This window comes from Marinomonas arctica (assembly GCF_003259225.1).
Classification (GTDB): Bacteria; Pseudomonadota; Gammaproteobacteria; order Pseudomonadales; family Marinomonadaceae; genus Marinomonas; species Marinomonas arctica.
Genome location: NZ_QHJF01000001.1, coordinates 162,956 through 184,006 on the forward strand (window position 1 = coordinate 162,956; position 21,051 = coordinate 184,006).

The following is a 21,051-nucleotide window of genomic DNA, read 5'->3' on the forward strand; positions in this document are numbered from 1 at the left end:
AAACGGCAAGATACGATTGTTTAGCTTGCTACCTCAATTCCTACGCCAGCATGATCTGGATCAGGTTCAGTGGGTTAGCGGTCAATCCGCTTCTCAGCTCTAGCCTTTAACAACCAAAGCACCCCATGAGATAAAGAGTCATTATTGTAAAGAGTCGTTCAGCGGAAGTCTATTTCCGTAAGCACTCGCGTCACTGCCCCTTGATTTTTTTCGGCAAAACGCAACGCAGTCTGCCCAAGTCGATAACGTTGTGACGATTGCCCAGCAAGATCCACCACTACACTCTCTAATTGCGCTTCGTCGTGACAACGAACAGCACCATTCACCTGTAAAAGCTGTTCAGTGATGTCTAAAAAATTAAACGTATAAGGCCCCACCAAAACCGCCTTGCCCAGCAGAGCAGGTTCAATCGGATTGTGCCCTCCTCGTTTAATCAGGCTTCCGCCAACAAAGGCTAAATCGGCAGCCTGATAATAATACATCAGCTCTCCCATCGAATCGCCAATCACAACATCGAAGTCAGACCACTGGTCTGGGGGTATTTGACTACGAAGAGCAACCCGCTCAAAAGACTGTTTGGCCAAGGCATACACCGCCTCAAACCGTTCCGGGTGACGAGGGACAAGCAACAACAACGCATTAGAAAACTTCTGCATAAGGGTTTTATGGATGCGCAATAGCGCTTCATCTTCCCCTTGATGAGTGCTCCCCCCTACCCAAACAAACCGCGAACCAAGTTGACGACGCCAATTCGCCTGCAACACTTCAGGAGGAACAGCCAAATCAAATTTAATACTGCCAGTCACCAAGACTTTTTTTGCCCCTAACGCTTCAAAACGCAAAGCATCAGCTTGAGCATGAGCCAAAAAACAATCAGGTAGCGCAAACAAAGGACGCGAAACGAGGGGAAACTTCTGATAACGCTGAAAAGAACGATCACTCAACCGCGCATTGACCACCTCAACTCGCAAACCTTGCCGCTTGGCCAGCTGCAACAAATTTGGCCAAAGTTCAGTTTCGACAATCAATAAATGCTTACAGGCAATTTTATTCAATGCACTTTTAACACTGCAACGCCAATCCATCGGCAAATAACGATGCTCCGCGAAAGGAAAAGCCTTCGCTACCTGTTCCGCCCCCGTTGGCGTCATTGTTGTCATTAAAAGACGGCGAGTTGGAAACTTTTCACGCCATTGAAGTACCAGTGGCCGAACCGCCAGCACCTCTCCCACAGACGCACAATGGATCCATAAATCAGCCTCGACAGAAGGCCAGATACCAAATGCCTCTTTTGCCCGATAATCCGTATAGGTTTTTTTAAAACGCCGAATTTTAAACAACACAACTGGCGTTAATAGCAGCAAAGCGATTCGATAAAACCACATAATTAAACTGGCGTCTCACTAAATTGCTGGTTATGAAGCTGAGCGTAAGCGCCATTCATCGCCAATAACTCACTATGAGAACCTTGCTCAATAATTTCACCGTGATCTACAACCGCGATAATATCCGCATTCTCGATGGTCGATAGTCGATGCGCAATAGCAATGGTCGTTCGATTCGCCATCAAACCATCCAACGCAGTCTGAATCGCTCGCTCAGACTCGGTATCCAATGCCGACGTAGCTTCATCCAAAATAAGAATAGGCGCATTTTTCAAAATAGCCCTCGCGATGGCAATGCGCTGGCGTTGCCCACCGGATAGCAGCACACCATTCTCGCCAACCATGGTATCTAAGCCATGATCAAGCTCCTGAATGAAATCCCAAGCATTGGCTGCTTTAGCAGCTTCTATCACACTTTCCTCAGCGGCGTTACGCAATGAACCGTAAGCAATATTCTCCTTAATGGTGCCATTAAAAAGCACCACTTGCTGATTAACCAAAGCAACATTAGAGCGCAACTCAGTTAACTTATAATCATTGATAGCCACACCGTCTATGCTTAACGAGCCATCATCAACATCATAAAAGCGAGCAATTAGATTTGCCATAGTGGACTTACCACTGCCAGAACGCCCAACTAAAGCCAACGTTTTTCCGGCGGGCAAAGACAAATTAATATTCGTAAGCGTTTGTTTCTCCGCACCGGGATATTTAAAGGACATTGAACGCCATTCAATATTACCTTTTAAAGAAGTGGCAGTGGACTGGCCTTTATCAACCTCTTCAGTCAAATCAAGAAAATCAAAAATACTGTAGGAAGCCGCAATGCCTTTTTGCAAAATACTATTTACATCCGTCAACTGACGAATCGGCTTCCCCAACATCCCAGCGGCTGTCAAAAAAGCAATAAAGTCACCAGGTGACATATGCGAACTGATAGACGGGCTCAGCGCAAACCAAATCAAAATCGCCATCATGACAGCCAGAATAAACTGCACAATAGGTATGTTCAGAGATTTGGTCATTTCCATTTTTAACTGAGAGCGGCGGTTTTCATGAGCCGCTTTATGAAAGCGCTCAATCTCGTATTCACTGCCACCAAAAATCTTGACGACTTCGTGCCCTTTAATGGCCTCTGAGGCAACATCTGTCACTCCCCCCATGGCATTTTGGATGCGAGTACTTAACTTACGAAAACGTTTTGAAGCATAAGAAACCACTAAACCAATTAATGGCACGACCAACAAAAACAACAATGACAAACGCCAGTTCATGTAGATCATATAACCTAACAAACCAACAACCGTTAAGCCTTCGCGCAATAAAACCCGTATTGCTTGCGTGATAGAACCGATAACTTGCTCTGTATCATAAGTCAACTTGGCTAACAGACGTCCCGTGGGAATCGAGTGGTAGTAACTCGAAGGCAATAGCACAAGTTTGTTAAACATGTCGGTGCGCAGATCAAAGACAACGTTATTGGCGACCTTCGCCATAAAATAGTTACCTAAGAAAGTCCCCACTCCTCGCGCAATAAAAACCCCCAAAATAGCCATCGGAATTAACAGACGGCTCTCGGAAATATTACCTGCAGAAACAATATCAACAATATGTTTTAAAAGCGCTGCCAAAGCAGGCTCCATGGCGGCATAAATGACATAGCCAATCACACTCAGCAGCAAATATATCCAAGACGAGCGTACATAACCTAATAGACGAAAATAGATTTTAACACTCGATGCTGGAGCTTTTTGCAGCGAATTTTCAGTCTCAATATTCTCTTTATCTTGCATTTATAAATTCGCTTTCTCGATAATCGCCGTCGTGGAGTATCCGTCAACAAAGGTTAGAACTTTGACCTCACCACCATGAGCCAACACATGCTCAGCGCCAACAATGGTTTCTATGGTGTAATCACCGCCTTTAACCAAAACATCAGGCGTTAAAAATTCAATAATTTCCTTGGGAGTATCTTCATCAAACCAAGTGACCCAATCAATCGCTCCCACCCCCTCAAGTACCGACATGCGGTGAATCAAGTTATTAATGGGGCGCTTCTCCCCCTTGAGGCGTTTCACTGATGCATCTGTATTCACTGCGACAATAAGTCGATCACCAAGAGCTTTGGCCTGCTTCATATAAGCAACATGTCCCGGATGAAGAATATCAAAGCAACCATTAGTGAAGACAATTTTCTCACCATTCATTTGCGCCAATTTTATTTGCGCTAATAAATCTTCTGGAGACAACACTCCAAAGTTTGTGCTGTGCGAACGTTTAAACATAATCGCTTCAAGCTGGTCTGCGCTAATCGAAGCCGTACCTAGCTTTCCAACCACATAACCCGCTGCTTGATTAGCGTATTCAACCGCATCAATGAAACGTTTACTGGTCACATACACGGCCGTCAGAACAGCGACCACAGTATCGCCCGCTCCTGTCACATCAAACACTTCTTTGGCCGCTGTGGCTAATGAGAAAGGCGGCTTGCCTTCACTAAACAAAATCAACCCTTCTTCACCACGAGTCACCAATAAAGCTTTCCAACCAAATTGTTCACGTAGTGCCTTGGCTTTTTCTTCTAACTCTTTATTCGAATGGCATTTACCTACAATAGTTTCGAATTCAAGCAGATTTGGCTTTACTAGGGTAGCGCCTTGGTAAATAGAAAAATCGTTGCCTTTCGGATCAACAAAGCTCGGAACTTTCGCAGCGTTAGACAGTTTTATGAGGGTCTGAACGTCTGCTAAACAGCCTTTTGCATAATCAGAAAAAATGACGGCGTCAGATTCTGGCAAACATTCTTCAACCACGTTCGCCAACGCCTCATTTTGTGAAAGACTGTCTTCACGCTCTTCAAAATCCAAACGAATAAGCTGTTGGTGACGACTCATTACTCGCAATTTCGTAATGGTTGGCAAGGTTTTCGAACGAATAAACCGGCAGTTTACTCCCTCTTTTTCTAAACACTGGGTAAGAATATCAGCATTTTCATCCTGACCGACCACTCCAACTAAGGTGACCGACACCCCCAGTTTAGCCAAACCAAGGGCCACGTTAGCCGCACCACCAGGGCGATCTTCAATGTTGGAAACCTTTACCACTTGTACAGGCGCTTCCGGTGAAATGCGTGAGGTACCACCATGCCAATAGCGATCCAACATAACATCCCCAACAACTAGGATGTGTTTATCTTTAAAATTTAGATACGAAGAGTTCATAGCCACATAATAATCGATTTTTAGAGACACTCATCTTATCATACTCCCTCAACAAGTTGGACATACCTAAAACATACGAAATAAGGCTTTTACACAATGCTGAATTCCGCTCTACTATCTAGCCAATCTTTTTTATTTGATGGGCTATTAAAGAATTGGTCGCTTCATGGCATCAATACAGAACAGGGTTTTAGCTATGAGAGTATGAATCATGACTGGACAATAAACGCCATTGACCGTATTCGCTTACTTACTCAATGCCGCCAACTTTATACTTTTAGCCATGCCTGCCAACGCCATCACACCAAAGATTGGCAAGCATTACTAAAGCCGCTGTTCGATTTTATTACTTCTCGATACTTCGTTGATGGTCGTTGGATTTTTTCCTTAAATGACGATTTATCGATCAAAGATCAACACTCTGACGCCTATGCTCTCGCCTTTGTTCTACTGTCCTTTAGCCACTACTACAAAGTGACAAACGATGACAGAGCACTTTTTTATATGAAAGAAACACATCAGTTTCTCTTGAACAATATGCAGGCTGAATCCGGCGGCTTTTATGAATCTTTTCCCGTTGATGTTGAACAGACTCGCCGTCAAAACCCGCACATGCATCTTTTAGAGGGCTATATTGCGGCCTTTGAAGTCACCCAAGATGCTGACTACAAAGCAACCATACAATCCCTTCTTACCTTAGCCTTAGCGCATTTTTACGATAAAAAATCCAAAACACTGCGTGAGTTTTTTAACTCAGACTGGCAACCACACCCAACGACGGGACATCTGGTAGAACCTGGCCATCACTTTGAGTGGGTATGGTTGCTTTATCAAGCTAATAAAATTTTACCTAACTCAGACTATACCGACCTTGCACAGCAACTCTGGCTAACGGCTAGCCGACATGGACTGGCAAATAACGGGGGAATTTACAACCAGATCGACGGCAACGACTACCACCCCATCGACAAAGAGAAACGTATCTGGCCGATCACTGAATACCTGAAAGCCATCACGGTTATGCCCATCGGGAAAGAAGAAAAAGTAGATCGTTTAGAAAAAGCGCTCGACTTTGTGCAACAGCACTATTTACAGCCAAATGGGTGCTGGAATGAATACCTTAATGCCGATAATACGCCAAAAGACTTTCCACTCCCAGGCACGAGCAGCTATCATATTTTTCTAGGCCTGACAGAAGTGATAGCATGGGCAAAAGCAAATAATGATTTAGAAGATTCTTTTTAAGTAAAAAAGTCTGCTTTTCAAGAGACTCTTAACAAAGACAACATAGGACATAAGTTATGTATATAGTCACTGGTGGTGCTGGATTCATTGGCAGCAATATCATTAAAGCCTTAAATAAAAAAGGCATCACAAACATCCTTCTCGTCGACGACCTGACAGACGGAAAAAAGTGTCTGAATCTATCTGACCTTGATATAGCCGATTACATGGACATGTACGATTTTTTAGAGGCCATTAAAAATGACACCTTGGGTATGAACCCGATGGCTGTTTTCCATGAAGGTGCTTGCTCAGCCACCACAGAATGGAACGGCAAATATGTGATGGACGTCAATTACCAATATTCAAAAGCCGTATTGGATTTTTGCCTAAAGCATGAAGCGGCCTTCTCTTATGCATCCTCTGCTTCGGTTTACGGTTCTGGTCCGGTTTTCCAAGAATCTCGTGAAAACGAAAAACCGCTTAATATGTATGCCTACTCTAAATTTCAATTTGATCAATATGTTCGTGCTGTGTTGCCGAAAGCGAAAAGCCAAATAGTAGGTTTCCGTTATTTCAATGTCTATGGTCCTCGTGAACAACACAAAGGCAGCATGGCCAGTGTGGCTTTTCATCTTCGTAATCAAGTACTGGCAGGCGAAAATCCGAAATTGTTTGGTGCCTACGATGGTTATGAAGCAGGCGGTCAAAGCCGAGATTTCATATATGTTGAAGATCTCGTAAACACCAAACTTTGGTTCCTAGAAAACCCAGAAAAATCCGGAATTTTTAACCTTGGTACTGGCAAAGCAGAGCCTTTCCGCACCATCGCGGAAACGGTTATCGCCCATTATAAAAAAGGCGAAATTGAATACATTCCTTTCCCTGAACACTTGAAAGGCGCTTATCAAAGCTTTACACAAGCAGACATCAGTAAACTGCGTGATGCAGGCTACAAGGGCAATTTTCGTGGTTTAGCACAAGGTGTCCAGGATTACTTAGGTTGGCTTGATACACATGGCTAAATATTTAATAGTCGGCCCGTCTTGGGTGGGTGACATGGTGATGGCTCAAAGTCTCTTTATTACACTAAAGCAGCGTGATGAAGAAGCAATTATTGATGTCATTGGGCCGAACTGGTCGCTGCCTATTCTAGCCCGAATGCCACAAGTTAGACGGGCTATTTCTCTCCCTACAGGTCATGGGGAGTGGGGCCTCAGCACACGTCGCAAGTTAGGACATTCCCTTCGTTCAGAAAAGTATGATAATGCGATCGTGATGCCAAGGTCATGGAAATCAGCACTAGTCCCCTTTTTTGCCAAGGTACCGCATCGCGTTGGCTTTACAGGTGAGCAGCGCTATCTATTACTTAACGATCGTCGCAAGCTCGATAAAAGTATCTTAAACCAAACCGTAAAACGCTTTACGTCTTTGGGATTGCCCAAAGAGCTAGCGTATCCACCTTTGAATATTCCACCTCCTACTTTAAGCGTCCATCCAGATAATCAGAAAAGTCTTTACCAACAACACAATTTATCCAATAGGCCAGCCATTGCACTGATGGCTGGGGCGGAATTTGGCCCCTCCAAACAATGGCCTATTGGCTATTTTCACGAATTAGCGAAAAACGCCATTGACTCGGGTTACCAAATTTGGGTCTTAGGTGGCCCAAAAGACGCTTCGGATGGCGAAATAATAACAAAAGGATTAGGCGAATTTGCCCATAATTTATGCGGTAAAACACAATTAGTCGATGCGATAGACCTACTTGCCGCTGCAGAAAAAGCGGTGAGCAATGATTCTGGTTTGATGCACATCGCGGCCGCTGTAGGAACAGAAGTTCACGGCATCTATGGCTCAACCAGTGAAGCGTTCACCCCACCTCTGACAGACAACAAGACCATTCATAACCTTCATCTTGAGTGCTCACCTTGTTTTAAACGGACTTGCCCATTGGGGCACACGAACTGTCAAAATCAATTAACGCCAGAAAAAGTCATCAACGCTTTAAATCTAATGCCTTCGGAATCATCACTATGACGAGCAAAATCTCAAAAGCCACTTTATCTGCGGCACTCATTGTCAAAAATGAGTCTAAAAATTTAGAGTCCTGCTTAAATAGTTTAACAGGATGGGTGGATGATATTGTCATTTTAGACTCCGGCAGTGAGGACAATACTCGAGAAATTGCAGAAAAATACACAGAACATTTTTATTTGAAATCAAACTGGCAAGGGTTTGGTTTACAACGACAAGCCGCTCAACAATATGTAAAAACAGACTATGTATTATGGATTGATGCCGATGAAATCGTTACTGAAGAGCTTAAAAACAGCATTTTAAAAGCCCTTAGTGATAACAAGACACAAACGGCCTATAGCATTAATCGTAAAAGCTGGGTATTTGGGCGCTTTATTGAGCACTCTGGCTGGTATCCGGATCGCGTCACTCGGCTTTATAAAGTCAGTGAAGGTCATTACTCAGACGATTTAGTACATGAAAAGGTACTGTTAGCAAAGGACGTGAAGCTCGAATCGTTAAAAGGTGATTTAACACATTACACTTACGATGATCTGCAGCACTACTTAGTTAAATCGGCCTCTTATGCAAAACTATCAGCAGATCAAAAGGAAAAACGTGGCAAAAAAACATCGCTAAGCAATGCTACGCTACATGCTTTTGCCTGCTTCGTAAAAATGTATTTAATAAAGCGTGGATTTTTGGATGGAAAGCAAGGATTTCTTCTCGCGGTATTGTCGGCGCACTCCACTTTTGTGAAATACGCCGACCTATGGATACGCTCTCAACCTAAGCGCCCCAGTTAACTATCAGCAAGTCCGATATATTTCTAACAAGGTATCAACGTGCTTTTTCTGATCAAAAAAATCACAAGCACGTTTTCTTGCCAAAAGAGACAAACGCTCTCTTTCATCAGCATTAGAGCTAAGGTTGTCTATCGCATGAGCAAAGGCCTCAGTATCAAATGGATCGACAACCACACCAGTATCTTCCAAAAGCTCAGGAATCGCACCATGACTTGAACCAACAATCGCTTTTCTCGCTGCCATGGCTTCAATAACCGTCAACCCAAAGGCTTCATTGTGCGAAGGGATCACTACGATATCAACGGTCTTCAACAAAAGATCAGGCTTGTTAGTGAAACCATAAAACGTCACTTTGTCTTGCAAATCGTTTTCGATCACATAAGACTCAAGCATCCGCACATATTCAGTAGATCCGCCCGTTTCAGCAGTAAGCCCACCAACAATGATTAGGTGCGCTTGACTTAATCTTAGCTGTTTAAATGCCTTCAATAGCTCTAAATGCCCTTTACCATTGGATAAACGCCCAACAATACCGATCAAAATGGCATCTAGAGGAAGAGATAACTCAGCTTTTAAATTAAACTCAATGTCTTCAATATCAGCAATTTCGGTTCCATACCACAATCTTTTTATTTTACTTTCTGGCATAGGGAGGGCTTTAACATTTCTCGCACGAGTAAAATTGCTAATGGATAAAACCAAGTCGACATTTCGATATATAAAACGATGATAAAAGTCTCTTTTTGATCGCTTAGCCCCCATGTGATCTGTATAAATCAGTTTAAAACCACACAATTTTTTTAATAAAACAGCAAGCGTCAAATCACTAGATTTGTGACAGTGAACAACATCAATTTCGCGCTGCTTAATCCACTGGGCAATACTAAACAGTTTTCGATAACCTTCACCGCGGCTCGCTAACGATAAAGTACTATCAAATGTTTCAACCATACGAGCATTCGTTGGCGTTCCAGCTTGCCCTATACCATAAACATGACAACCCTGAGACATCATGGTCGCCCCGACTCGCATAGGGTACATCTCCAACCCACCAAAACCAGTTGAAAGGCAAATATGCAGCACATTCATCTTATTAGACATTTTCAATGTATTTCCTTGATTAGAGATTCATATACCAAACTTTTATTTCTTCAAACACACTGGTCACATCAAGATCTGTCAAAGATGAATTTGGATCACTCGTGGTAAACGGCAACCAACGACCTTCTGTATTAAGCGTTTTCCAGCGTAAAGGTTTAGAAGAACGCTTATTAGGATAAAAACCAATAGTTGGTACATCTATCGCGCCAGCAATATGTAATGGCCCTGTTGACCCAGCAACAAACAAAGCAGCAGTGGCAATAGAACACATAAAATCAGCAATTCCATCATTCTTATCATACAAGCTTACATGGCCAATCAAGCCTTGCAATGCTTCAACTAAAGCTTGAGAAACAGGTGCTTCACCGGGACCGGCAGTAATCACAAAATGAAAATGGTCGAGCCCGTCTAAAAAAATAATCAATTTCACCCATTGAGCTTGCGTAAGCGTATTAGATGATCCACCAGTCACTGGATGAATAAAGCACAACTTACGATCAACGCTAACACCAATGGCATCAAGTTTATGTAACTGCTTAGTTAAATCCTCTGATGCATAAGAAAACATCGGTGAGATGGCTTTTTGAACTTTCCCTCCCAACAATTCAATAAAATAGTGAGCAAGGTCTACATTGTATTCAAATTCGGGTTTAAGTGACTTTGAACGACGCTGACTCAATCTGTGAGTATATAAAAACTGCACCCACTTCGTGGCCGGAGCAACTCTCATCGGTATCTTCGCTTGCCGAACCAAGGTGGCATTATAAGCATCTGAAAACAAACAAATCACTGCATCAAAATTATGATTTTTAAGCTCTGTAACTAAGGCTTTTTTGTTTTTGGGGTCCTTAGGATCAATAATAATGTCATCAATCCATGCGAAAGCTTGGGCTATCTCTTTTGTGTAATCAGGTACTAAAGCAATCAACGTAGCATTAGGAAAGGCACTCTTTATAGCTTGTATTGCCGGTAAAGCAAGGACAAAATCGCCAATTTTATCGTTACGCACTACTAAAATCTTATTCACTTCCGACATAAACAAATTTCCTGACATTAAGCTCTTGGCATTTGCCTAATAATGGCCTATTAATGAGTAACCATATTAGCAAGGTTTACGCTTTCACTATAAAAAAATAAGAGCTAAATCGAGTAATTAATGCTCTGCAGACAAAATCACACATATTTTAAGTAGGTTCTTTAGCGCTTTCAATAAAAAGTGTAGCCAAAACCCTCTAAGCCACACTAGTCTATTAAAGAAACAACAAGGAGTTCCACATGAAATTTGAACTGGTCGATCGTCAAGGCTACATCCCTGATCTCAACTATGGCGCGGCAGGACAAGAGCTTGCCTGCTTTATTCCCAGCGATTATCCGTTTGAGCAAGTCAATTACAATAATGGAGAAGGTGAAGCGATTATAGACAAGCACACCTGGTACTTTTTCTTTACCCAAGAAGGCATTGGCATCAAATTAATGGACGGCATTGTCACACTAAAAGAAGCAGAACATTTTTTGCACGCCATTAAGTCACACATCTGGGGGGAAACACACCAACAAGTGCAAATTTTTATGGCTGGCGCAACACCAAACTAAGCTTAATAACCTTATAAACCACTTAGCCTCTATTCGATAGAGGCTAAGTTTTGTTCGTATCAAGTCGCTAACGCTCTCAGCATTCTCTTAGACCATTGGCTCCATGATCCCACGTACACTTGTTTTGCTTCTATACCCGCATGATTTAAAGCCAAAACATTGTGGCAAGCCGTGACACCGGATCCACAATAATACACATAAGCATCACCATTATCAGACAGCCAATCTTGCCACTCAACATGCAACTGCTCAGCGGGTTTAAAGTACCCCTCAGGGTCTAAATTATCGGAGAAAGGACGGTTGATCGCACCTGGAATATGGCCCGCAACAGGGTCTATCGTTTCATTTTCGCCATTAAATCGATCTGCTGCCCGCGCGTCCACTAACTGAAATTGATTGGTTTCAAAGTTTTCCACAATGGCTTGCTCACTAATAGCCCAAGGAAATGACACCTTTATTTGAGTTGATGTTGGCGTGGCAATACTGGGGGTCACAGAGACGTCTTTGCATTGTTTGCACCATGCTGGAAAGCCACCATTCAAAACGCGAACATTCACATTTTGCTGACTGAGCATCCACCAAGCACGAGCGGCAATGGCGCCTCCCATATCATCATAAACGATGACTTGAGAATTCATATCAATACCCCAATTTTGCAACTGCTTAGAAAAAACCATTTCCTCTGGCAAAGGATGCCGGCCAGTCAACGCGGTTTCTGGCGAAGCCAACTCATGATGGACATCCACAAAAATAGCACCGGGAATGTGACCCTTGTCGTACTCTGACCTACCCTTGGAGTGATCGGTCAAATAAAACCGACAATCTAAAACAACCACATCTGGCAGCCCAAGCAGTATGGCCAGTTCATTTGTATTTATTAACGTTTTTAATAACACAGGCTTTTCCTCAGACAGTCATCCACGGTCATAAAACAGACCTTTTCTATTGGTTTAAATCTACTTTGATTCTGTAATTTTTGCTAATATTCACGACCGTTATCTTACTATTGAGTGTTTCTATGTTACGTATCGACCTAATTCTCACGGAGCAAGGCCTGGCCAAATCACGCTCACAGGCACAAACCTTTATCAGTGAAGGACGAGTATCATACAAACAAAACGCACAGTGGATAAAAGTCACCAAACCTAGCTTAAAACTCTCCTCGGATATCGAACTTAGCCTTACTGAGGATGAAGCCGATAAGTATGTCTCACGCGGGGCATTAAAGCTTGAAGGCGCTTTATTGCACACTCAATTAAACATCGAAGGCTTTCATGTCCTAGATATCGGCCAATCTACCGGAGGCTTTAGTGACTGCGCTATTCAACACGGCGCGGCAAAAGTGGTCGGAGTTGAAGTGGGTCACGACCAATTAGACCCTAGACTGCGCCATCATCAAAAAATTGTCTGCTTAGAAGGCATCAATGCACGTGACTTGTCAGCAGCAGATTTACAGGGACACTTTCCTCAAAAGGGTTTTGATCTTGCTGTCATGGACGTCTCTTTTATCTCACAAACTAAGATTCTGCCTCAGTTGCCAAATTTACTGACTAAAAATGGCCATATTATTACTCTAGTAAAGCCACAATTTGAGGTAGGAAAAGAATTTATTGGTAAAGGGGGAATCGTCAAAAACAAACCCCGTGTCGATCAGCTTGAACACGACATGAAAGCCTTTATTACATCGCTCGGTTTTGAAGTGAAATGCTATATTGAAAGCCCAATAAAAGGCGGGGATGGCAACCAAGAATTTTTACTCTGGGCGATAAAAGTATAACGGGTCAAATAATCTCATCGAAGCTAAGATGATTACTTGGTAGGATTTCTTTAGCTTCCTTCTCTTCTAGCTCAGTGATGTAATTTCTTGCCATATAGAAACCCAAACAGCCAAAAATCACCGAACCAATAGCTTGTCCAAACAATATTCCCTCTGCTCCCATAAAAAGAGAAAACACCGTAATAAGCGGCCAAGTTCCAAGCGTCGCGCGTCCGAAGTTCAGTAACGTACTATTTAAGGGCTTACCCAAATTATTAAACACCGCAATGGCAATAAACAACAAACTTTGAAAGAAAAAACTAAAGGAAACAAAGGTCGCAAAAAAACGAATAATATCAGCGCTGCCTTGTGTGGCATTGAAAGTGGCCACCAGCCAATCCTGCATCTGATACAACACAACACACAACAACAAACAGTAACCAAAAGCATAAACGACAGCGCTACTAATCGTACTGTGCATTCGATCAAACCGACCTGCACCGTAATTTTGCCCTAATATCGGCCCGACCGCCCCAGATAAAGCAAACACCCCGCCAAAGACAACGGGAATAATACGTCCTATCACTGCCACAGCGGCCACCGCATCATCGCCAAATGACGAGGTATGCTCCATGACAATCGCGTTTGCTAGCGGAGACGACATATTGGTTAACATCGCAGGAACGGCAATCACAGAAATGGACCTCACATCCTTAAAAAAGTCTATAAGGTCGAATTCACCCAACATTTTATGGATATAAACGACACCGTAATAAGACACGGCCACCATGGAAAAGCGCGCAATCAACGAGGCAATAGCAGCACCTTGCACCCCTAATCCAAAAGCAAAAATAAAGATAGGATCTAACACGGCATTGACCAGCCCACCCACTAGTGTAGCGTACATCGCACGACGCGCATCCCCTAAGGCACGCATGATTCCAGACCCTATCATGCCAATCATGACGGCAGGCATACCGATCACTAAAATCTGCAAATAGTCTGTCGCTAAGTCAAGAGTTCGACCCGTCGCACCAATGTACAACAAAATATGAGGAATATTTGACCATAAAAGCCAGACAACACCTGACGAAAACAGGATACCAAACGCCAATACATTAACGGCTCGACGCTTAGCTAATTCGATATTTCCTTCACCGATGGCTTTTGATACCAATGCGGTCGCCGAAATCGACACAGCAATGCTCAAGGAAATGGTAAAAAACATGATGGTACTGGCAAACCCCACTGCCGCCACCGCTTCTTTCTCTCCCAACATAGAAAGAAACAGCATATCGACAAGGTCTACCAAAAACATACACATCAAGCCTAACGCGCCAGTAACAGACATGCTAACCACATGCTTAAACGTTGAACCTTGCGTAAGCTTTGCCGGACCAGGCATTCGTTTCCCCTAAAAATGGCGTATCCACTATGCAACATCACAAAAGCAACGCCAAACGATACGACAAATAATAAAAAACCGGACAAGCACCCGCTCGTCCGGTTCCATATTTTCTCATGTATGAGGTTTTGAGAAAATGCTTACTTTGTGAATAACTTAATGAAGATGATTATTTGAGCGATTAAAAACGATCTTTTCAACATCAGCAAAACGCTCGGCAAAATGCACCGTCATACCGTCTTTAACGGATTCAGGCAGCTCCTCAAAATCACGACGATTCGGCTCAGGCAAAATCACTTCACTAATTTTACTGCGTTTTGCGGCAATGATTTTTTCACGAATACCGCCAACAGCGAGCACTTGACCCGTTAAAGTAAGCTCACCTGTCATCGCCAATCCTCGACGCACGGGTTCGCCTTTGGCCAAAGATAGCAAAGCTGTCGCCATCGAAATACCCGCGCTTGGGCCGTCTTTTGGCGTTGCCCCTTCAGGCACATGCAGATGCACAAGGCTCTTATCAAAAAACTCAGGGGCTTTTTGATAACTCTTCGTATGAGAAAATACGTACGAATAAGCAATTTCGGCGGATTCCTTCATCACATCACCCAGCTTGCCTGTGAGTTTCAAGCCTCGCGTTAATTCATGTACCTTGTTGGCTTCAATCGGTAACGTCGCTCCCCCCATGGAAGTCCAGGCTAAACCTGTCACCACGCCTACCCCTTGCAAGGTTTTCTCAGGTCTAAAATATGGCATTCCCAACAGCGTTTCGACATCTTTCACGCCGATATTAATACGCTCTTTTTCGCCCGTCATCAGCTCGACCACGCATTTACGCAATACCTTTTGCAGCAATTTATCTAAGCCTCGAACACCTGCTTCACGGGCATAATGCTCGATAATATGGCGCAAGGCCGCATCGGTAATGTTTAACTGCTTTTTAAGCAGCTTGTTTTTCTTTAGCAATTTTGGCCATAAATGCTGCTTGGCAATCGCCAGTTTTTCATCGCCTATATAACCAGACAAGCGAATAACATCCATTCGATCCAATAAAGGAGGTGGAATGGTGTCAAGCTGGTTAGCGGTACATATAAACAAGGCTTTCGACAAATCGATACGCATATCTAAATAATGATCTAAGAACTCACTATTTTGCTCAGGGTCCAACGCTTCTAATAAAGAAGAAGCCGGATCGCCTTGAAAAGAAGAGCCAATCTTGTCGATCTCATCCAACATGATGACAGGGTTTTCAACCTCCACATCCTTCAGGGCTTGTACAAACTTGCCTGGCAATGCGCCTATATAGGTGCGTCGATGACCTTTTATCTCCGCTTCGTCTCTCATGCCACCAAGACTAAAACGATAAAACTTACGATTCAACGACTCAGCGATCGATTTACCAATTGACGTTTTACCAACCCCTGGAGGGCCCACTAACAACAAAATAGAGCCGCCCATTTCACCGCGATGCGCACCAAGAGCTAAGAACTCTACAATGCGATCCTTTATATCCCCTAGACCCGCATGATGAGACTCAAGTACATCACGGGCTAAGGCAATGTCTAGGTTATCTTTTGAATGCACACCCCAAGGTAAGGCTGTTGCCCAATCTAAATAATTACGCGTCACACCGTATTCAGGCGAACCGGTTTCAAGAATACTCAGCTTATGCAGCTCTTCTTGAATCTTATCATTCACGGCTTTCGATAAGGTTTTTCCTTCCAATCGAGCCTGAAATGTTTCCACATCTGAGGTGCGATCATCTTTCGAAATGCCTAACTCTTTCTGAATGACTTTCAACTGCTCTTTTAGAAAAAAGTCTCGTTGATGCTTACTAATCTTATCGTTCACTTCAGCGCTTATTTCGTTCTGAAGACGCGCAATTTCTAACTCTTTTCTTAGCAGTGTCAGAGACAAATGCATACGAGCAGGAATAGATATGGTCGCTAACACATCATACAAGTCTTCCGCTTCTGCCGAGGTAATCGACGCGGCAAAATCCGCCAATAACCCCGATTCATTAAACGAGAATCGTCCCAAATATTGTCGTAGATCCTCACTAAACAATGGATTCAAACGAATCAGCTGCTTAATCGCATCCAGTATGGCAATAGAATAAGCCTTCGACTCGTCATCGTTTGACTTCACATCATTGATATAACGCACACGGGCAAGATAAGGCGCTTCTTCACTCAGCCATTCAATCACCTCAAACCGTTTCACGCCTTGTGCCAAAAACGTTAATTTATCATTTTGCTTCTCTGCTCTATGGACTCTAGCGACGCAACCTATCGCTCGAAACTCGTCAACAGAAGGCGTTTTTTTGGCTTTTTTGTCAGCATAGACCAAACCCACAGCAGCCTGAGGATGCTCCGCAATACGTTCTAATGTGTTTTCCCACTGCTCTGCATCAACCATAACCGGCTGAACTTGCGCCGGAAAAAAAGGACGACTTGAAATAGGTAAAATAAAAAGTGTGTCAGGCAACACATCATCAGGAAGTGCAAGACCTCGTGGATCACTGATCACCACACTCTCCTCTTCTGATATGACTTCATTTCCTTCTTGTGCATCTGAATATTGTTCGTCATCGTTCATACTATATTTCTCAATGAATCTAAAGGTTCAAACTTCAAAAATAGACATTCGCTACTTCTTACTGGTTATTCCATATGTAATGACAATATTTCTGAAAACAACACCACCCCTCACTTTTCCCAATCCTTACTTACTTCACCAATAACTAACCGTACAGACAGGATTAGTTATTTGGTCAATACCAACTTAGTGTTATTATAGCCGCCATGACTTACACACAACTCGATCAATCTCACACTTCCAAAGTGATCAAAAAAGGAAAGGCTAATGACCCGCGATGAACTCCTTAAGGCTTACAACGATATATTTGTGATCAAACACCCTTTTGTGAAGCACAAACTCACTAGTCTTCGCGACAAAAACACCAGCACACGTGAATTCCGAATGCTGGTAGAAGAACTCGGCACACTAATAGGCTACGAAGCAACACGCGATTTAGAAACGACTGACGTTGAAATAGAAACCCCTCTTGAAAAAGCCATGTGCCCAGTTTTAAAAGGTAAAAAGCTTTGTATCGTTACCATCATGAGAGCAGGAAACGGCTTGGCTGAGGGGGTATTGAAACTGTCGCCTTCCGCTCGAGTTGGACACGTTGGCTTGTATCGTGACCCAGAAACGAAACAACCAGTTGAATACTATCTAAAAATGCCACATTCCGTTAACGAACGTACCATTATTGTGGTCGACCCTATGCTCGCAACCGGTAACTCTGCGATCATGGCAATCGAAAAAATGAAAGCGATGGGCGCCACTGACATTCGTTTTATCTGTTTGTTTGCAGCACCTGAAGGGATTCAAGCGTTTAAAGCGGCACACCCTGATGTGGCTATGTACATAGGCTCTATCGATCGTGGCCTTGATGAACATGCTTATATTCGTCCAGGTGTTGGTGATGCAGGCGACCGCATTTACGGCACGCGTTAATCGTTAGCAACCAATATAAAACAATAAGCCGCCTTATTGATCTAAAAATAGGCGGCTTATATTATGTTGAGCAATGGCTATTACGTTGAGTAACAGCCCTTGTTTGATCATGGAAAAAGGGCTAGCTTTTTAGCGCAAGAAACGCCCCCGCACTAGCCATAATCCCCCCGGCTGTTCGGTTTAATACCTTCATTGAGCGCTCTGATTTCATAAAACGTCGCGCCTGTGAGGCGCTCACAGAAATAATCGTCAACCCCAACATAAGTCCAGCCGACGCCAGCACCGAAGCCAACACAATATCAAAGCCGCTCAATACAGTCAGGTCCATAAAGGTCGGTAAAAAAGCCACATAAAACAAAATCACTTTGGGATTAGACGCCGATATCATAAAGCCCTGAATAAAACTTGCGATTTGATTCGTTTCTGTATGCGCATCGTTTTCTGAAGAGGCGGCGGCTACTGGTGACACCCACATTTTCCAACCCAGATAAATCAGGTACGCCGCACCGGCATAACGAATCACTAAAAAAAGATCTTCCCAAGCAGACGCAATGGCCGCCAAACCAAAACACGCCATCACCAAATAGACAATATCACTCAATACCATTCCAGCACTCAAGGAAATACTGGCTCGCGCGCCTTTAGACATGCTTCTAGCCAAAATAGCAAACACACCAGGGCCTGGGGTAATGCTAAAAATAAAGATGGCCAAAAAGAACGTAATCCCACTTTCTAATGTCATAACCTGTCCTCAATTAATGCTCAACCACACCACAACCCGCTAATACCATACGAGTAATAAACTGCTTCGCCTCATCAAAGTCACTCTCGTCTAGCTCGTCTTTTTGCAGCATTATTTTCACTTGGGCATCAAAATCGGCATAAGTCTGCGTCATCGCCCAAATACTGATAAAAAGATGCTCCGTCGATACTGGCGCCATTAATCCCTTCTCAACCCACACTTGAATAGTGGCTTTCTCTCGCTTCAACTCAGTGACAAATAAGTTTCGTAGATAATCCAAAACAAAATGCTCTTCACCGATCAGCGCCATAGCAAAAATTTTCGAGGCGTTTTTATTGATACGAGATTGATCTATTTTTTCGCTAATGTAACGCGTTAAATTGCGCTTGGGGCCTTCTTCAAGATTAAACTCACTGACAGAATCCAGCCATAAGCGCAGAATGCGCTCCAACACTGCTTCTAGTAAATCTTTTTTAGAGCGATAGTAATAATGCACATTGGCTTTAGGGAGACCCGCTTCATCAGCGATCATTTGCGTCGTTGTTTTCGCAAGCCCCTGTCGCGCAAAAACACGCTCAGACGTTTCCAGAATAAGAGCTTGATTTTGCGCACGAATATGCGCTTTTAACTGATCTTTTGGTCGTTTATCTTCACTCAATGGTTGGCCTCACAATGTATTTTTTACTAAAGGGGGGAAAGTAATAGATATCGACTTATCATCCTGCGCGATACCAGCGGAAGGATAACATTCTTTAGAATTGACACGAAGCGATAAGAAAAATCAGCCTAAAAAAAAGGGAGCCGAAGCTCCCCATTTCCCCTCGTAGCAGAGACCTTCATGACTATAGGCATTCGTCACTGGGCTAACTGCTACACCACGTTGGCACTGTAATCGAGGCGCATAAAAAATGCGCATCTCAATGTTCTTTAAGGTTACTTCTGACAGCAACCTTAAGTGAAGGTATGAAGATTAAAGCCACATACACTCACTTTTAAATAAGTAGATTCATTATTAAACAAGAGACATTGCGGTGCAATAGGTGGAATGAAAATAATTGACCGATTGATCAATTATTTTAGATTACGGTATTTTTCTAGGCAAAGTGGACTTGGAAACACGGTTTCTTCCTTTCTTTTTTGACTGATACAAGGCGTCATCAGCTCGTTTTAGCACAGAATCTGGCGACTCACCTTGGCCCGCAAAAGCAACACCAAGACTGGCTGTCACGTTAACCTCTACGTCCTTTTTCTTTTTAGGGTCAAATACCTTAACAAAAGTGGCCTCAATATTCTTACGCACCAATTCTAAAACATGCTCAACATCCCCAAGGTGTCGACCTCGGAATACAATCGTAAATTCTTCCCCACCATAACGAAATGCCCGACCAGGGCTAGCATGTTGCTTCAACACAGACGCCACGCTTTTCAGCACTTTATCGCCCATATCATGGCCATAAGTGTCATTGAATGACTTGAAATGATCCACATCGACCATTGCAATAGCGTATTGTTTAGGCAGCCCAACAAGTTGCTCATTTAATGCGCGCCGACCTGGTAACTTAGTCATATCGTCTAAATACGCCATTCGGTGACTTTCCATCAGTAAAAACCAAATCCACAACAGAAACTGCGCAGACAATAAAGCATCAAACTGAACACTGGATGAAACAAAGTGACTAATGATCAGCAGACTGACGATACTCACCAACCCACTAGCCAGAAAGACCTCCCCACTCAACCACCAAGCGAGACCTATCGCCGACAAGCTAACAATCAATACACACCAGAGTAAAATAGTTGACCAACTCACGCTGGTGTTAAAAAAAGTACTATCCAAAAAGGCAAAAGACACCCAGCTACGTTCTATCGCATAGCACCAGCAAACCAACATAAACACAAACAGAATACGATTTGCCGCAAAGCGATTAAAAAAACCTCTTTCTGGCACAAAACTTAGCAAGGCAATGCAAAAACACGACACCACCAAATACGCTGTTAGTGACGCCTGTTGATCAAAATCCCCATACAGTTTGGGAATCAAAAGCAACAAGATAAGGATTAACACTCGGCCTTTGTTAAAGTGCCAAGCAAGGAGAATCGCAACACCGGATAAGATAAACGGCAATAAAGGCAGCAAACTAAACCACAAAGGTGGCAACGCACTAACATACAAACTAGCGTAGATACTGACTAGAAGAATGAAGCAAGGCACTAACAATGAACTTAAACGTTCGGACATAAAAAAATCAAACCCATCGAATCATTCGATTAAATACGACC

At 43.2% G+C, this 21,051-nt stretch carries 18 protein-coding genes and 1 riboswitch; of the genes, 7 read left to right on the plus strand and 11 right to left on the minus strand.

Annotated features, from left to right (window positions below; genetic code table 11):
• Positions 1 to 19 precede the first annotated feature (19 nt).
• Positions 20 to 136, minus strand: a riboswitch (TPP riboswitch).
• Between the two features lie 22 nt (positions 137 to 158).
• From DK187_RS00815 to hldE, 3 genes are read right to left on the minus strand one after another with little or no spacing between them, the layout of a single operon-like run.
• Positions 159 to 1,385: a 3-deoxy-D-manno-octulosonic acid transferase gene (locus DK187_RS00815; protein WP_111605423.1), complete on the minus strand. Its 1,227-nt coding sequence runs from the start codon at positions 1,383 to 1,385 to the stop codon at positions 159 to 161.
• A gap of 2 nt (positions 1,386 to 1,387) precedes the next feature.
• Positions 1,388 to 3,178, minus strand: coding sequence for a lipid A export permease/ATP-binding protein MsbA (gene msbA / locus DK187_RS00820; RefSeq protein WP_111605424.1), 1,791 nt, complete (start codon positions 3,176 to 3,178; stop codon positions 1,388 to 1,390).
• Positions 3,179 to 4,606 carry a bifunctional D-glycero-beta-D-manno-heptose-7-phosphate kinase/D-glycero-beta-D-manno-heptose 1-phosphate adenylyltransferase HldE gene (gene hldE / locus DK187_RS00825; protein WP_111605502.1) on the minus strand — a complete coding sequence of 476 codons (1,428 nt, stop codon included), beginning with the start codon at positions 4,604 to 4,606 and terminating at the stop codon, positions 3,179 to 3,181. It abuts the gene before it with no gap.
• 96 nt (positions 4,607 to 4,702) lie between these two features.
• On the opposite strand from hldE, the gene DK187_RS00830 reads away from it, so the two are divergent.
• Genes DK187_RS00830 through DK187_RS00845 form a run of 4 tightly spaced genes read left to right on the plus strand, consistent with a single transcriptional unit; the run spans position 4,703 to position 8,655 of the window.
• Complete coding sequence (locus DK187_RS00830; protein ID WP_111605425.1) at positions 4,703 to 5,851, plus strand: AGE family epimerase/isomerase; 1,149 nt, start codon at positions 4,703 to 4,705, stop codon at positions 5,849 to 5,851.
• 56 nt (positions 5,852 to 5,907) lie between these two features.
• Positions 5,908 to 6,855, plus strand: coding sequence for an ADP-glyceromanno-heptose 6-epimerase (rfaD, locus tag DK187_RS00835; protein ID WP_111605426.1), 948 nt, complete (start codon positions 5,908 to 5,910; stop codon positions 6,853 to 6,855).
• Positions 6,848 to 7,870 carry a lipopolysaccharide heptosyltransferase II gene (waaF, locus tag DK187_RS00840; RefSeq protein WP_111605427.1) on the plus strand — a complete coding sequence of 341 codons (1,023 nt, stop codon included), beginning with the start codon at positions 6,848 to 6,850 and terminating at the stop codon, positions 7,868 to 7,870. Before rfaD ends, waaF begins: the two co-directional genes overlap by 8 nt.
• On the plus strand, positions 7,867 to 8,655 hold the full coding sequence (locus DK187_RS00845; RefSeq protein ID WP_111605428.1) for a glycosyltransferase family 2 protein: 789 nt from the start codon (positions 7,867 to 7,869) through the stop codon (positions 8,653 to 8,655). The genes waaF and DK187_RS00845 overlap by 4 nt, the downstream gene beginning before the upstream one ends.
• Before the next feature lie 3 nt (positions 8,656 to 8,658).
• Here the strand turns inward: DK187_RS00845 and DK187_RS00850 are convergent, their stop codons facing one another.
• Both DK187_RS00850 and DK187_RS00855 read right to left on the minus strand, forming a co-directional pair.
• Complete coding sequence (locus DK187_RS00850) at positions 8,659 to 9,756, minus strand: glycosyltransferase family 4 protein (RefSeq protein ID WP_111605429.1); 1,098 nt, start codon at positions 9,754 to 9,756, stop codon at positions 8,659 to 8,661.
• 19 nt (positions 9,757 to 9,775) lie between these two features.
• Positions 9,776 to 10,792: a glycosyltransferase family 9 protein gene (locus DK187_RS00855; protein WP_162623460.1), complete on the minus strand. Its 1,017-nt coding sequence runs from the start codon at positions 10,790 to 10,792 to the stop codon at positions 9,776 to 9,778.
• A gap of 239 nt (positions 10,793 to 11,031) precedes the next feature.
• On the opposite strand from DK187_RS00855, the gene DK187_RS00860 reads away from it, so the two are divergent.
• Complete coding sequence (locus DK187_RS00860; protein ID WP_111605431.1) at positions 11,032 to 11,349, plus strand: hypothetical protein; 318 nt, start codon at positions 11,032 to 11,034, stop codon at positions 11,347 to 11,349.
• A 59-nt stretch (positions 11,350 to 11,408) separates the two neighbouring features.
• On the opposite strand, the gene DK187_RS00865 is transcribed toward DK187_RS00860, so the two are convergent.
• A complete protein-coding gene (locus tag DK187_RS00865) occupies positions 11,409 to 12,245 on the minus strand; it encodes a sulfurtransferase (RefSeq protein WP_111605432.1) in 837 nt (278 codons plus the stop codon).
• Between the two features lie 122 nt (positions 12,246 to 12,367).
• Between DK187_RS00865 and DK187_RS00870 the strand changes: the two genes are divergently transcribed.
• On the plus strand, positions 12,368 to 13,126 hold the full coding sequence (locus DK187_RS00870; protein ID WP_111605433.1) for a TlyA family RNA methyltransferase: 759 nt from the start codon (positions 12,368 to 12,370) through the stop codon (positions 13,124 to 13,126).
• 4 nt (positions 13,127 to 13,130) lie between these two features.
• Here the strand turns inward: DK187_RS00870 and DK187_RS00875 are convergent, their stop codons facing one another.
• Positions 13,131 to 14,510: an MATE family efflux transporter gene (locus DK187_RS00875; RefSeq protein ID WP_111605434.1), complete on the minus strand. Its 1,380-nt coding sequence runs from the start codon at positions 14,508 to 14,510 to the stop codon at positions 13,131 to 13,133.
• Positions 14,511 to 14,666: 156 nt separating this feature from the next.
• Positions 14,667 to 17,105, minus strand: coding sequence for an endopeptidase La (gene lon / locus DK187_RS00880; RefSeq protein WP_188322911.1), 2,439 nt, complete (start codon positions 17,103 to 17,105; stop codon positions 14,667 to 14,669).
• A 267-nt stretch (positions 17,106 to 17,372) separates the two neighbouring features.
• Here lon and upp point away from each other — a divergent pair, with 267 nt between their 5' ends.
• Positions 17,373 to 18,029 (plus strand): uracil phosphoribosyltransferase, encoded by a 657-nt coding sequence (upp, locus tag DK187_RS00885; RefSeq protein ID WP_111605435.1) that lies wholly within the window; start codon positions 17,373 to 17,375, stop codon positions 18,027 to 18,029.
• A gap of 121 nt (positions 18,030 to 18,150) precedes the next feature.
• On the opposite strand, the gene DK187_RS00890 is transcribed toward upp, so the two are convergent.
• The 3 genes from DK187_RS00890 to DK187_RS00900 form a co-directional block, all read right to left on the minus strand.
• Entirely contained in the window at positions 18,151 to 18,771 is a 621-nt protein-coding gene (locus DK187_RS00890; RefSeq protein ID WP_111605436.1) for a LysE family translocator, read from the minus strand.
• A gap of 13 nt (positions 18,772 to 18,784) precedes the next feature.
• Positions 18,785 to 19,429: a TetR/AcrR family transcriptional regulator gene (locus tag DK187_RS00895; protein ID WP_111605437.1), complete on the minus strand. Its 645-nt coding sequence runs from the start codon at positions 19,427 to 19,429 to the stop codon at positions 18,785 to 18,787.
• 423 nt (positions 19,430 to 19,852) lie between these two features.
• Positions 19,853 to 21,010: a GGDEF domain-containing protein gene (locus DK187_RS00900; RefSeq protein WP_111605438.1), complete on the minus strand. Its 1,158-nt coding sequence runs from the start codon at positions 21,008 to 21,010 to the stop codon at positions 19,853 to 19,855.
• Positions 21,011 to 21,051 lie beyond the last annotated feature (41 nt).